Annotated in this window: 17 protein-coding genes; 8 read left to right on the top strand and 9 right to left on the bottom strand. The window is 69.5% G+C overall.

Features of this window, described 5'->3' with window-relative positions; genetic code table 11:
* Nucleotides 1-123: 123 nt before the first annotated feature.
* Both RYH80_RS14290 and RYH80_RS14285 read right to left on the bottom strand, forming a co-directional pair.
* On the bottom strand, nt 124-756 hold the full coding sequence (locus RYH80_RS14290) for a VOC family protein (RefSeq protein WP_370904735.1): 633 nt from the start codon (nt 754-756) through the stop codon (nt 124-126).
* Nucleotides 757-985: 229 nt separating this feature from the next.
* A complete protein-coding gene (locus RYH80_RS14285; protein ID WP_370904566.1) occupies nt 986-1,270 on the bottom strand; it encodes a DUF7976 family protein in 285 nt (94 codons plus the stop codon).
* Nucleotides 1,271-1,439: 169 nt separating this feature from the next.
* On the opposite strand from RYH80_RS14285, the gene RYH80_RS14280 reads away from it, so the two are divergent.
* The 3 genes from RYH80_RS14280 to RYH80_RS14270 all read left to right on the top strand — a co-directional run bounded on the left by RYH80_RS14280 (nt 1,440) and on the right by RYH80_RS14270 (nt 3,017).
* Nucleotides 1,440-2,543, top strand: coding sequence for a glycosyltransferase family protein (locus tag RYH80_RS14280; protein ID WP_370904565.1), 1,104 nt, complete (start codon nt 1,440-1,442; stop codon nt 2,541-2,543).
* 85 nt (nt 2,544-2,628) lie between these two features.
* Entirely contained in the window at nt 2,629-2,844 is a 216-nt protein-coding gene (locus RYH80_RS14275) for an LSM domain-containing protein (protein ID WP_370904564.1), read from the top strand.
* Nucleotides 2,841-3,017, top strand: coding sequence for a 50S ribosomal protein L37e (locus RYH80_RS14270; RefSeq protein ID WP_021046659.1), 177 nt, complete (start codon nt 2,841-2,843; stop codon nt 3,015-3,017). The genes RYH80_RS14275 and RYH80_RS14270 overlap by 4 nt, the downstream gene beginning before the upstream one ends.
* Before the next feature lie 78 nt (nt 3,018-3,095).
* Here RYH80_RS14270 and RYH80_RS14265 read toward each other — a convergent pair whose 3' ends face one another.
* Entirely contained in the window at nt 3,096-3,254 is a 159-nt protein-coding gene (locus RYH80_RS14265; RefSeq protein WP_370904563.1) for a ribbon-helix-helix protein, CopG family, read from the bottom strand.
* Between the two features lie 149 nt (nt 3,255-3,403).
* Between RYH80_RS14265 and RYH80_RS14260 the strand changes: the two genes are divergently transcribed.
* Complete coding sequence (locus RYH80_RS14260; RefSeq protein WP_370904562.1) at nt 3,404-4,234, top strand: transcriptional regulator TbsP domain-containing protein; 831 nt, start codon at nt 3,404-3,406, stop codon at nt 4,232-4,234.
* A gap of 20 nt (nt 4,235-4,254) precedes the next feature.
* Here RYH80_RS14260 and RYH80_RS14255 read toward each other — a convergent pair whose 3' ends face one another.
* The 4 genes from RYH80_RS14255 to RYH80_RS14240 all read right to left on the bottom strand — a co-directional run bounded on the left by RYH80_RS14255 (nt 4,255) and on the right by RYH80_RS14240 (nt 7,727).
* A complete protein-coding gene (locus RYH80_RS14255) occupies nt 4,255-4,416 on the bottom strand; it encodes a DUF7503 family protein (RefSeq protein ID WP_370904561.1) in 162 nt (53 codons plus the stop codon).
* 199 nt (nt 4,417-4,615) lie between these two features.
* Nucleotides 4,616-5,659: a DUF8135 domain-containing protein gene (locus RYH80_RS14250; protein WP_370904560.1), complete on the bottom strand. Its 1,044-nt coding sequence runs from the start codon at nt 5,657-5,659 to the stop codon at nt 4,616-4,618.
* The gene (locus tag RYH80_RS14245; protein WP_370904559.1) at nt 5,656-6,684 is read right to left on the bottom strand and encodes a hypothetical protein; all 1,029 of its coding nucleotides are present in this window, start codon (nt 6,682-6,684) and stop codon (nt 5,656-5,658) included. The genes RYH80_RS14250 and RYH80_RS14245 overlap by 4 nt, the downstream gene beginning before the upstream one ends.
* Before the next feature lie 206 nt (nt 6,685-6,890).
* Nucleotides 6,891-7,727, bottom strand: a complete 837-nt coding sequence (locus RYH80_RS14240) for an RAD55 family ATPase (RefSeq protein ID WP_370904558.1) — start codon at nt 7,725-7,727, stop codon at nt 6,891-6,893.
* A gap of 170 nt (nt 7,728-7,897) precedes the next feature.
* Here RYH80_RS14240 and RYH80_RS14235 point away from each other — a divergent pair, with 170 nt between their 5' ends.
* A complete protein-coding gene (locus RYH80_RS14235; RefSeq protein ID WP_370904557.1) occupies nt 7,898-8,221 on the top strand; it encodes a transcription factor S in 324 nt (107 codons plus the stop codon).
* Between the two features lie 88 nt (nt 8,222-8,309).
* Here RYH80_RS14235 and RYH80_RS14230 read toward each other — a convergent pair whose 3' ends face one another.
* Entirely contained in the window at nt 8,310-9,407 is a 1,098-nt protein-coding gene (locus RYH80_RS14230; protein ID WP_370904556.1) for a M42 family metallopeptidase, read from the bottom strand.
* Nucleotides 9,408-9,569: 162 nt separating this feature from the next.
* Here RYH80_RS14230 and RYH80_RS14225 point away from each other — a divergent pair, with 162 nt between their 5' ends.
* Nucleotides 9,570-9,830 carry an MTH865 family protein gene (locus tag RYH80_RS14225; protein WP_370904555.1) on the top strand — a complete coding sequence of 87 codons (261 nt, stop codon included), beginning with the start codon at nt 9,570-9,572 and terminating at the stop codon, nt 9,828-9,830.
* A gap of 138 nt (nt 9,831-9,968) precedes the next feature.
* On the opposite strand, the gene RYH80_RS14220 is transcribed toward RYH80_RS14225, so the two are convergent.
* Nucleotides 9,969-10,220: a DUF8075 family protein gene (locus tag RYH80_RS14220; protein WP_370904554.1), complete on the bottom strand. Its 252-nt coding sequence runs from the start codon at nt 10,218-10,220 to the stop codon at nt 9,969-9,971.
* A 97-nt stretch (nt 10,221-10,317) separates the two neighbouring features.
* Here RYH80_RS14220 and RYH80_RS14215 point away from each other — a divergent pair, with 97 nt between their 5' ends.
* Together RYH80_RS14215 and RYH80_RS14210 are read left to right on the top strand one after the other, a co-directional pair.
* Nucleotides 10,318-11,055, top strand: a complete 738-nt coding sequence (locus RYH80_RS14215; RefSeq protein WP_370904553.1) for a PKD domain-containing protein — start codon at nt 10,318-10,320, stop codon at nt 11,053-11,055.
* A 117-nt stretch (nt 11,056-11,172) separates the two neighbouring features.
* The gene (locus RYH80_RS14210) at nt 11,173-12,465 is read left to right on the top strand and encodes a threonine synthase (protein WP_370904552.1); all 1,293 of its coding nucleotides are present in this window, start codon (nt 11,173-11,175) and stop codon (nt 12,463-12,465) included.
* Nucleotides 12,466-12,476 lie beyond the last annotated feature (11 nt).

The raw sequence follows: 12,476 nt of genomic DNA, 5'->3' as shown, positions 1-12,476 counted from the left end.
TGTCTCAAGTTACTGTCGATGTGTCCGATCCGCCCACGAGCGCGGCGACGGGGAGTCCCTCCGGGACCGGTGTCGACCCCCGCCGCCGGATCGGAGCCCCCACCGTCGGTGCGCCCGACCCGATCAGAGTCCCCCGGTGCCGCTCGGTGCGTCCGGGAGGTCGTTCGGCGTCGCGTCGAGCCCGTGTTCCTCCAGTGCGGCCGCGAGGTGTCGGTCCTCGGCGAAGTCGGAGCCGTCCTCCTCGCGGAGCCGCTGGGCGGTCGCGAGCACCTCGCCCTTCCGGTCGTCCGGGATGTCGTACTTGTCCGTCGTGAGTTCGATCACGAGGCCGTTGTTGTCGCGGGTGTACAACGAGAGGAAGATTCCGCGGTCGAACAGGTTGTATCCGCGACCGTCCTCCTCCAAGGCGTCCATCGTCTCCCGGAAGCTCTCGGGTGCGACGGAGAAACAGAGGTGGTGGACAGCACCCGTCGAGACTCGCTGGCCGTTCGCGGACGGGCGGTCACCGACGAATACCGTGAGGATGCGTCCGTCGCCGGTGTCGAAGAACAGGTGCGTCTGCGAGGGGTCGTCGAGGTTCGGCTGCCGGAGCACGAGCGGCATCCCCAACAGGTCCCGGTAGAAGGCGAGTGTGTCCTCCTCGTTGGAGCCCCAGACCGTGACGTGGTCCGTCCCGGTGGTCTGGATCGGACTGTCCGGTCGCTCCGCCGCCACCGGGGGCGTCTCGGCCGTCGCACCCCCGCCGTCCGTAGCCACACTCGGATCGTCCGCCGTCGTCTCCGTCTCGGCGCCGGTGGTCACCGTCGTCTCGGTCTCCGAGTCAGTCGTCTCCGCGTCGGTACTCTCGGGGTCGTCTGTCGCGTCCGTCGCGTCGGTGTCTGTCACGTCTTCGGGTACGCTCTCCGCCGAGATAAGCCTACTCGGCGGTGACACGAGTGTCACCGCCAGATTCCAGCGTCGTTCGGGCGACGGGCGAGACCCGTGACTACCGGTCGAGACCGCCGTTGGCCTTCACCTGGAGGATGTTGCGGACGTTGAGGTAGATCTCCTCGGGCGAAGTGTCCTCCTCGGGGTCGTACAGGTCCGAGACACGGTAGAGGATCGCACTCACCTGCCGTGACTCGCTGGAGTCGCCGCGCACCTCCTCGGCCACCTGTCGGAGGAGTTGGCGGCGGTGCTCGTCGGCCGGGAACTCGCCGTCTCCGTCCACGTCGGCTTCGTCGGCGTCGACACCCAGTCCCGGTGGGAGGTCGCCGTCGTCGTCGCTCATACTCGTGTCTCGCGTCGCCGCCCACGAATGGGTTTCCAAAGCGGTCGAGCGGGGCGGACCACTCACACCGCGACCCGGAGACGGTGGTGGCGGCCGGAACGCCCCTGCCGCTCGCCGCGCTCGCGGAGACGCGGGAGTTATCCGGCGGTGGCCCGTGTCAGTGTGTACGATGGAGTACGTCCAAGAGCGGATCACGACGCTCCACGACCTCCGGGACGCGACGCGGTCCGTGTCCGTCGACCGCGCCGCGGTCGTGGTGCCGATGACGGAACGCGAGTACGCCGGACTCGCGGCCGAGCGCGTCCTCTCGGAGCTGGCGGCGCTGGACCCCGGACGGGTGATCGTCCCACTGCGTGCGAGTGCGGAGAAGGTCCCGGCGTTCCGCGCGTGGCTCGACGACTTCGACCTGCGGCTGGAGACCGTGTGGTGTGACGGCCCGGAGCTGAACGACCTGTTGGAGCGGGCCGGCGTCGGCGGCCCACGCGGGAAGGGACGCGACGTGTGGCTCGCGCTGGGCGCGGCGCTGGCGACAGACGCCGAACACGTCGTCGTCCACGACGCCGACACGGAGACGTACGACCGCGGGTACGTCCGACGACTGTTGTTCCCGTTGACCGAGGCGGACGGGTTCTCCTTCTCGAAGGGGTACTACGCCCGGGTCGAGAACGACGGGCTGTACGGTCGACTGTTCCGACTGTTCTACACGCCGCTGGTGCGGACGCTGCGGGAGCGTCACGGTGACCCGTTCCTCGCGTACCTCGACGCCTTCCGCTACGCGCTCGCGGGAGAGTTCGCGGCGACGCGAGACGTGATCCGTGGGCTGCGCGTCCAACGCCAGTGGGGCCTGGAGGTCGGAACGCTCGCGGACGCCTACGACGCGGTCGGCGCCGCCGGGACGGCACAGGTCGACCTGGGGAGCTACTCTCACGACCACCGCGCCGTCTCCGGGCCGACGGGGCTCTCGGAGATGAGCCAGTCCGTCGGCGCGACGCTGTTGCGCGCCGTCGAGGAACACGGGATCGACCCGGAGTACGCGACGCTCCCGGAACGGTACCGCGAGACGGCCGAGGCGTTGGTCCGGTCGTACGCGACGGACGCGGCGTTCAACGACCTCCCGTACGACCGTGCCGGCGAACTCGAACAGGTCGGGACGTACGCCGACGCCGTCGCCGAGCCCGGGTCGGACACGCGACTCCCGGCGTGGGCGGACGCCCCCGTCGACCCCGAGGCGGTCGTCGAGGCTGCCACCGAGGACCTGGCGACCGTCGAGTGAGCCGGTCGGTGAGTAATCGGGCCGTCGAGGCGGCCGGCGGTCTCGCTCCGGTACGTTTAATTGTGTCTCGGGCCGACCCGTCTTCATGAGCGGGCGACCACTCGACGTGTTGGAGGAGGCGCTGGACGCGCCGGTGACGGTACGACTGAAGGACGGGAACGCCCACTTCGGGGTGTTGACCGGGTACGATCAACACATGAACGTCGTCCTGGAGCCGACGGAGATCGACGGCGACGCCGACGACGAGGTCGAAGACACAACGATTATCCGTGGCGACAACGTCGTCTCGATCGACCTATGACCGGTGCAGGTACGCCCTCGCAGGGGAAGAAGAACACCACGACGCACGTGAAGTGTCGTCGCTGCGGCGAGAAGTCCTACCACGTGAAGAAGAAGGTGTGTTCCTCGTGTGGGTTCGGCGACTCGGCGAAGCGGCGCGACTACGAGTGGCAGTCGAAGACTGGCGACAACTGAGTTCTCGGCGGTTCTCGTGCGACTCCCGTCGTTCACCCGCGTTCCAGTGGCGACACGATCCGTCACACCGACGCCGAGTCACTCCTCGCGTCGCTTGAGCCACTCGTCCAACAGCTCGCGGATCGCCGCCTCGCGGTTGTCGCGGTGGTCCCGGAAGGCGATCTCGTCGATCTCGGCCAACTCCTCGTCGGTGAGTTCGAGCGTAACTTCGTCCATGTCGAGGAGAGTCTCGTCCATCACACCCGCGTACACCTCGCTCACACTAGTATCTGAGTCAGACGACCGTCGTCCGGCCGTCTGACTCCGACTGTCGCCGCCGCCGAACCACGTTTTGTTCTGGGTTCCGGTAGGATTAAGTCCGACGAGCATCGGTGGCATACGTACGGATGTCGAGTGAACTGGATGCGACCGAACCCGTCGACGTCGTACGGAACGTCCTGGTGGAGGCACCCGCCGACGCGACGTACTACCTGCTGGACCCCCCGTGGGAGTACGTCGCCGCGCTGGCGGAGGTCGGGGCCGAGTTCGACCCGGACGAGCTACCGACGCTGCGACTCCTGTCGGAGCGTGGCACACTCGTGACACTGCGCGAGCGGTTCGTGGCGGCGAGTCAGGCCGCGAACCTCGTGGAGGCGGACACGCTCGCGGTACGTGAACGCGCCGGGAGCGCCGACGGACCGCTGATCGTCGGCGAAGACGAAGTCCACGCACCGCTGTTGGCCGACGGCACCGGCGCGATCCTGTCGGCCGACGAGGGCTCGTTCCTGCCGGCGGCCCGCGAGGCCGCCGAGACCGCGTGGGAGACCGCCGAGGACTTCTCGCTGCGGACCCCCGCGCTCGACCGCCTGCGGTCGACGATGGACGCGGACCTGGGCGACCGGTTCCGCGACGACTTCGAGGCCAGCCTGAGCCACGTCGTGGGACAACGCGACGTGGAGACGGCGGAGTTCGAGGCCGTCACCGCCGCGGTGCTGGTCGCCGCGAAGAACGAGACGCTCCACTACGACCTCAGCCGGTGGGGCGAGGAGGTCGGGTTGGCGTCGAAGGCGACGTTCTCCCGCCGGAAGGGTGAACTCGAGGACCTCGGCGTCGTCACCACGGAGAAGGTGCCCGTCGAGATGGGTCGCCCGCGCCAGCGACTCATGCTCACCGACGAGTACGCCGACGCGCTCGACGACGGCGGTGTCGAGGGACTCGTCGGCCGCGTCGCCGTCTGATCGTCACGCGTACTGTCCCGTCAGGGACCGATTCCGACCATCCCGTTCTCCGCGGCCGCCGCACCCTGTGTCGCCAGCAACGCCACCAGCGCCAGCAGCGCGCCGATCAGACGCGGTCGAGCCGCCAGTCGTGTCACGATTCGCGATCCGAGCGTCGAGTGTGCGGTGTCGGTCGACTGCACGAGCGGGTACACACGCTCTATAGTTTTCACTCCTTCGGTTTGTAACTATCTTACAGTAAGAGTTGCGATACTAGTATGTCTGGAACGTATCGGGAGTCGTCTCTCAGTTCGTCTGCGCGCGCTCGTCCATCCACCGTCGGCGGGTGTGTCGCCCCCGTGCATCCACCGTCGGCGGGTGTGCCGTGGTCGAGAGCGGCCGTCAGGAGTCGTCGACGGCGTCGAAGTTCGGGCCGTCCTCGCCGATCACCGGACACGCTCGGACCCGGAAGTGTTCGGCGTCGGTCACCTCGACGATCTCGGTCCCCTCGTGGGTGCAGCCGAGTTCCGGCGGGTCGGCCAAGTGCGGACACTGCTGGCAGTACTGCCGTTTGTCGACGACGTGCTCCTGCCCCACCTCGTCGACCGCCTCGGCGGCCGGCTCCGCGTCGGGTTGTGAGAACTCCTCGGACTCTCGCTCGAGCCGGTCCCACCCGGAGGGGCCGGCGTCGTCCGTCCCTGCCGGTTCGAACAGGGGGTCGTCGTCGGGGTCGACGGCCTCCGCGTCGCGTCGGACCTCGTCGGCGAGCTCCGACAACGGAACCCGACGGCGGCCGTCCTCCTCGGACCGGTCGCCGAGCGCCCCGTCGGCAGACTGCTCCGCGAACGGGTCGTCGGCCGTCTCGTTCGACGCCGTCGTGTCGTCCGGCGGTCCGTCGTCGAGTGGCTCCGCGTCACCACTCGTACGGTCGCCGCTCGCTCCCTCGTCGCTCGTCGACCGGCGGTCGGCGAAGATGTCGGGTGGGTCGTCCACCTCGTCGTCGGGTACCGTGTCGTACTCCTCGCGCACCTCCGCGGCGAGGTCCTCGACGAACGGGCCACGACTCGGGTCGTCTCGCGGGGTGTCGTCGGGGTCTCCCCCGTCGACGGAGTCCGCGTCGCCGTCTTCGGAGGGCGAGTCGTCACCCTCCCTCACCGTGGTCGAGTCGTCACCCTCCCTCACCGTGGTCGAGTCGTCACCCTCCGTGGCCTGCTCGTTCGGCGCCGGGTCGCCCGAGGCGTCGCCGGAGGACGACTCGTCGGCCTCGACAGACGACGAGGGAACGGGATCGCCGTCGACACCTGTCTCGACGCTCGGTGCACCGTCCGGCCCGAACGACACCTCCACCTCCGGTTCCGCGTCGCGGTCCTCCTCGGAGTCGGGCGTCACGTCGTTGTCCTCGTCGGACGCCTGCTCCGCGTCGCGGTCCTCGTCGGCGTCGGTCACAGGTCTCTCGTCCCGCCGTCGGTCGTCGACTCGGTCGTCCGATCCAGATCGAGCGGCTCCGTGTCGGTTCCCGACTCCGTCTCCGCCCCTCCGATTGGCCGATCGCGCGGCTCGTCGGTCAGCGCCGGGCGGTCGGCGATCGTGAGGCGCGGGGACCGGAACAGCCCGGTATCGGCGTCGACACCGCCGTACGGCGCCTCACAGTGTGGACACCGGGGAGCCGAGAGCAGCCCGACGTGGACGGTCGACTCACAGGAGCCACACACGGCCTCCGTCACCCCCTTCTGGTTTGCCTCGCGCCGCAGCGTCGCCGTCGCCTCGCGGAGTGACCGCGTCGACTCCACGGCCGTGACGCGGTCGCGGAGATCCGCGAGCACGTCCGCCAGGCGGTCCGCGCGCGACCGTACGTCGTCCGTCGCGTCCTTCAGCCCGCGTAACACGTCCTCGTAGTTCTCGAACCCGCCTTCGACGGCGGCGTCGAGGTCCGCGAACTCTTCGCGGAGTGCCTCGATCTCCTCCGTCGCCGTCTCGGCCGTCTCCGCCGCCTCGTCGGCTCGCCGTGCGGCCTCGTCGGCCGTCTCTACCGCCTCGTCGGCTCGCTCGCTCGCCGCCCGCGTGTCCGCACGCAGGTCCGGGTGGCCGTGGTCGACGGCGGCTTTCTGGTCCGTCTCGCGTTTCACCTGGATCACGCGCTCGCGCACGTCGTCCACCTTCTCGTCGAGGTCCGACTCCAACGCGGCGACGCGGTCGCGCAACTCGGTCAGTTCCTCGTCGGTCGCGGCGCCGTCGACACTCGCCGCGTCCAGTGCCGGAGTCTCGCCGTCCGCCGCCGCGAGCGTCTCGGCGTCGACGCTCCCGTCGGTGAGCGGCGGCTCCGGCAACAACTCGTCGTTCTCGTCGAGGAGCCGGTAGGCTGCCGCCGCCCGTAACAACACCTCCGTGGGCTCCCGGCCGGTCTCTGCGGCACGCGACTCCACCCACTCGCGCAGTGGCTCCGGCAGTTCCCCGACCTGCTCCCCGGACATCACTCGTGCAGTGTTCGGCGTCGGGTCTTAAGTAACTGTGCCGTCCGCGACCGCCGTTTCGCTCGGGGGCACGCGGACTCCACCCACGGCGGGGCCGAAACGGGACCGCCGTCGCACGTCCACCGCGACGGGCGGTTCTACAGCGACGGACGGCGCCACCACGCTAGCCTCGTGACCGCGGCGATTCGCGGCCACAGTGTCGCCGATCACCGGATCTTCCGCACGTCGCTGATGTCGAGCCCGCCGTCGTGGATCTCCGTCTCGAACTGGACGATGTTCTCGGCCTCCAACTGCGAGAGCACACCACGGAACTCCTTGACCACCATCGTCCGGGCGCGCTGGGAGCCGCCGGACTCCCACGTGAACTCCAGCGTCCCGCCGGAGGCGTCCATCAACTGCCCGTACTCGATGTCGGTGAGCGTGTCCACGTTGACGATGGCCAACAGGAGACACCCCCACGAGTGGGCGGCCTTGCCGAGCCCGCGGGCGAGCATCGCCACGTCGTCCCAACTGATCTCGCCGCCCGCGGCGTCGACCAACTCCGTCAGCGAGTCGAGGACGACGAGGTTGCCGGCGGCGTTGTCCGAGAGGTACTCCCCGAGAGCGCCCATCACCTCCTCGCGGTTCTCGCCGCCGCTGAGGTCCTTCAGCGAGGAGGCCTCCCCCATGTACCACTCCCGAGGGATACTCGACAGTTGGAAGTACTCCGGCGAGAAGTCGCGGAACTCGATCTCGTCGACGACGCTGTCGACGATCTCGTCGTCCATGACGTACCGGAGTTCGCGCTCGATGTAGTCCGGGCCCGCCGACAGCGAGAGGTAGTGGACACCTTCGGGTGGTTCCGTCTCCTCCTCCAAGTCGCCGTAGTAGAGGTCGAACAGTTCGGGGTCCGACACCGCCAGCGCGTTCATCGCGGCACTCGTGTACGCGAACTCGCGGCCGCCGGCCCCGGACTCACCCGCGATCAAGACGCTGTTGCCGGGCGGTGCGCCGCCACCCAGCACCGAGTCGAGGCGCGCGACACCGAACGGGAGCCGTGCCATACCCCCTCTGAGGCGTGCCGATGGAAAGCAGTTGTGCCGAGGCCAGCGAGACCGTTCGCGATCGGACGAGCCCCCGGCGACGACGGGTCCGCTGTCCGTCGACGCGGACGCGTGGGAGTGGAACTCGGCGACCGACGACGGTTTGAGGCACGCTCGACAACGACTCGGACATGCAGTTTTGCGACGACTGCGGCTCGATGATGGTGAACGAGGACGGCCAGATGGTGTGTACGGACTGTGGGGCGACCGAGGAGCAGGCGGCCGGCCTCTCGGAGACGTACGAGTCGACCACGGAACAGAGCACCGACGACGTGATCGAGACCGAGGAGGGACTCAACTTCGAGGGGAAGCCCACCGACGACCAGGTCCACTGCGACGAGTGCGGCCACGAGGAGGCGTACTACACGTTCAAACAGACCGCCAGCGCCGACGAGCCGCCGACGCGGTTCTTCAAGTGTGTCGACTGTGGCCACCGCTGGCGCGACTACAACTGAACCGCCGGCGTCCGTCACCCGACCCGAGGGGCCGGTCGATCGGGTGGTGGGGCCGGTCGGCGGCGCCGTCCGCAGCGTCGTCGGCCACCTACAGACTGTAGTCGTGTGCGCCGGTCTCCGTGCGGAGGAACGCGGTCAGGAGGTCGATGGTCGCGGCCACGTCCTCGCCGTTCGCGGTCTCGGTGACGGTGTGGAGGTACCGCGTCGGGATCGAGATCGCGCCGACGGGTTTGGCGCCGTTCGTGTTCTGGAATCCCGCCGTGTCCGTCCCGCCTGCGGGCAACACCTCCAGTTGGTGGGGGATCGACTCGTCCTCGGCGACCGCGCGCAGCCGTCGGTGGACCTTCGGCGTCGTGATGACCGAGGAGTCTTTGAGCTTGATCGCGGTCCCCTCGCCGAGTTCCGTCACCTCCTTGTCCGGATCGACACCCGGCACGTCGCTGGCGACCGTCACGTCGAGCGCGACGGCGAGGTCCGGGTCCACGTCGACACCCAAGGCGCGCGCACCGCGGAGGCCGACCTCCTCCTGGACCGTCGCACAGAAGTGGATCGTCACGTCCGGCTCCTCGATCCGGCGGGCCGCCTCCAGCATCGCGAACACACAGATTCGGTCGTCGAGCGCCTTCCCGGTAACCGTCTCGCCCATCCGGACCGTCGACTGCTCCATCGTCACCAGGTCGCCGACGCTCACCAGCTCCGCGACCTCGTCGGCGTCGCGCCCGAGGTCGACGACCACGTCCTCGACGGCCTCCTCCTTCTCGCGCTGCTCCTCGTCGAGCGTGTGGGGCGGGACCGAGCCGATCAGTCCCGTCACGTCGCCGTCGTCGGTGTGGACGGTGACGCGCTGTGCGCGGAGCACCCGCGCGTCCCACCCGCCGAGCGCGTCGAGTTTGAGGAACCCGTCGTCGGTGACGTGTTTCACCATGAAGCCGATCTCGTCCATGTGGGCGGCGACGGCGACCTCGTAGGTGTCGCCCGCACCGGTCGCGTCGTCGCCCGCGTCGCCGTCGGAGCCGTAGATCGTGCCGACGACGTTCCCCATCGCGTCCGTCCGTACCTCGTCCGTCTCCGTCGCGAGTTCCTCGCGGACGAGTTCGCGGACGCGGTCCTCGTACCCCGGGACGCCGCTCGTCTCGGTGAGATCCTTCAGCAGACCGAAGTCGAAGTCGAACGCTGTCTCTGTCACGAGACGGGGTTGTGCGGGACCCGTGTAAAAACCACGCGTCTCCGAGGGTTCCGCCGGTTGGTCCGTCTCACCGTGACCGCCCCGTGGTCGCGGTCCCAAACGCGGTCCGGGTTGTCGGGGGTTCCGGAACGCTTTTGCGACAGTCGGACACTCTGTGTTACCATGTCCGACGACGTGGAGGCCGAACTCCGTGAACAGTTCACCGAGGCGTTCGAGGGTGCCGACTACCCCGTCTCGAACCAGATGGACCTCGTGCCGGCGCTGCCGAACGGACCGGGCACGAAGTTCGAAGCCGGCGACGTGTCGCTGACCGCCATGGAGATGGCGGCCAAGCTCGGCGACGAACAGGAGTTCCCGTACGACGACGTGGAGACCCTCGTCGACGACATTCTCGAGGGCCTCGAGAACCAGGGCGTCTTCTGAGGAGCCAGAGCGTCTTCTCGGTCACGTCGCGGCCGCGTCGCGCCCGACTCACACGGTCCGTCGCGACCGCGCTCGACGGCCCAGACACCGACTCTCCGTAGCGACGGCGCTTCGTCGGCGACGGGTCCGTCACGCCGGTCACGTCTCGCCACGCCGCTCGCGGCCGTGTCTCTCGCACAACACCTCGCCGGTGTCGCCGTCGAGGTAGAACGCGTCGCCAGGTGCGACGTGCTCCCCGCACTCGCCACAGCCGTCTCCGTGTTCGACGGCGTACTTCCCGACCGACGAGTCGACGACGAGTCGGTCGGCGTCGCGGACGAGTCTGGTCAGCCCCTCCCCGACGGCGGTGTGTGTCTCCGTGTCCGCGGTCTCGAACCTGACGATGGGCACGAGTCACCCTCCGTCCGCCACCGACAAAGAGCCACGCACTCCACCCGAGCGGCGTCGGCACGAGCCTTTATCACCGATACCGGGACCAACCCGTCGCGTGAGTGAGACACGACACCTGGGGGGAAGACGACGCCTCGTCGTCGCCGTGGTCGTACTGGCCGCCGTCGGAGCCGTCGGGGGCGGCGCGGCGGCGAGCGGCCAGACCGGACTCGGACACACGCCGTCGGTGCCGGGAGTCGGTGCCGGATCGGGTGGTGCGACTGTGGTGACGGCCACCGAGACCGACCAGCCACCGGTCGCGCGTGCGGGACTCGACCAGACGGTGCCCGAGGGCCGGACCGCGTACCTCGACGCCGGCGGATCGTTCGACCCGGACGGCGAGATCGTCGCCTACCACTGGTCCGTCACCGGCCCCGACGGGCGGGTAGTCGGCCTCGACGGGGGTGAGGACGCACGTGCGACGTTCACCCCGCGGTCGACCGGCACCTACACCGCACGCGTGACCGTCACCGACGACGACGGAGCGACGCGAACCGACACTGCCAGCGTGACCGTCGTTCCACCGCCCGAGACACACAGTCCGACGAGATCGCCGACCGAGACGCCGAACCCCACGGCGTCACCGACGCCGACCCCGACACCACGGCCGGTCGACACCGCCGTTCCGGTTCCCGGGCCGTCGCCCCCCGAGGACCCGATCGGGTGGGGCGCCGCCGTCCGGGACGCAGACACACTCAGGCGTGCCGGCACGGTCTCCGGCGACGACTGCCGGTCGGACGCCGACTGCCGTCGATCGGTGCCGGAGTCCCGTCGTCTCCCGGGGGCGGTCGTGTGACGCCGCACTCGGTCGCCGCGTCCGTCGGTGTCGACTCACCGTCGCCGCGGCCGCGGTCCGTCCCGTCTCGCTCGCCGGGACGCGAGTGTTTAGGGGCGTCCGGGCGCGCGGGTCGGTATGGACGAGCAGACGGTCGCGACGACGACGGCCTTCGAGGCGCTCCGGTGTGTCGACTGCGACGCGAGCCACGACCCGGCCGAGGTCACCCACCGCTGTCCGGCGTGTGGAGGAATTCTCGACCCGGAGTACGACCTCGACGCGGTGACGGTGACGCCGGAGACGCTGACGGCGCGCCCGTTCGAGTCGATGTGGCGCTACGAGGAACTGCTCCCGTTCCCCCGGTCGGCGGCCGTCTCGCTCGCCGAGGGAGCGACACCGCTACTGGAGTGTCCGTCACTCGCCGAGGAGATGGGCGTCGGCGCGGTGTACCTCAAAGACGAGGGCCGGAACCCGACGGGGACGTTCAAGGACCGCGGTCAGAGCGCGGCCGTGACCGCCGCGAGCCAGCACGACGCCGACGAGATCGCACTGAACTCCGCCGGTAACGCGGGACAGTCGGCGGCCGCCTACGCGGCGCGTGCCGATCTCGAGGCACACGTGTTCCTCCCCGACAGAGCGGGCTTCACACAGCAGGCGATGACCGAGGTCCACGGCGGCGATCTCCGGACAGTCGCCGGGGAGATCACCGACGCCGGGAGCGCCTACTGGGACGCCGTCGAGGGACCGAGCGACGAGGACACGGCGGGGACGGAGTCGGGAGGCGACCCGGAGGGTGCGTCGTGGTACTCGACGAAGACGTTCGTGACGCCGTACCGACACGACGGCAAGAAGACGATGGGCCACGAGATCCTCGAACAGCTCGACTTCCGGAGCCCCGACGCGGTGGTGTACCCGACCGGTGGCGGCGTCGGTCTCCTCGGCGTTCACAAGGGCGCCCACGAGTTCCGCGAGTTGGGGTTCGTCGACGACACCCCGGCGCTGTACGCCGCGCAAGCGGAGGGGTGTGCGCCGGTCGTCGACGCCTGGGAGCGCGGCGCGGACGAACACGAGGCCGTCCCCGAGTCGGAGATCACCACGGCGTGTAACGGCATCGCGGTGCCGGATCCCGGCGCCTCCCCGCTGCTGCTCGACGCCATCGAGGAGAGCGGCGGTGGGGCGGTCGCGACGGACGACCACGCCATCCTCGACGCCGCGCTCACGGTCGCGCGGACCGAGGGGATCGAGATCGGCGCGACGTGTGCGGCGGCCGTCTCCGGGGCGTTCGCGCTGGCCGACCGCGGTGCGTTCGGCGCGGACGACACGGTCGTCCTGCTCAACACCGGCGCCGGGAACAAGGACGTCGACACGCTCCGTGCCCACCTCGGAGAACGGGAGACGGCGGGCGCGGACCAGACCGAGACGGGCGCGTAAGGCCGTCGCGA

It is taken from the genome of Halobaculum sp. MBLA0147, from assembly GCF_041361345.1.
Lineage (GTDB): Archaea > Halobacteriota > Halobacteria > Halobacteriales > Haloferacaceae > JAHENP01.
Note: the sequence above shows the minus strand (reverse complement) of the source record. Positions and strands in the feature narration are given on the sequence as shown.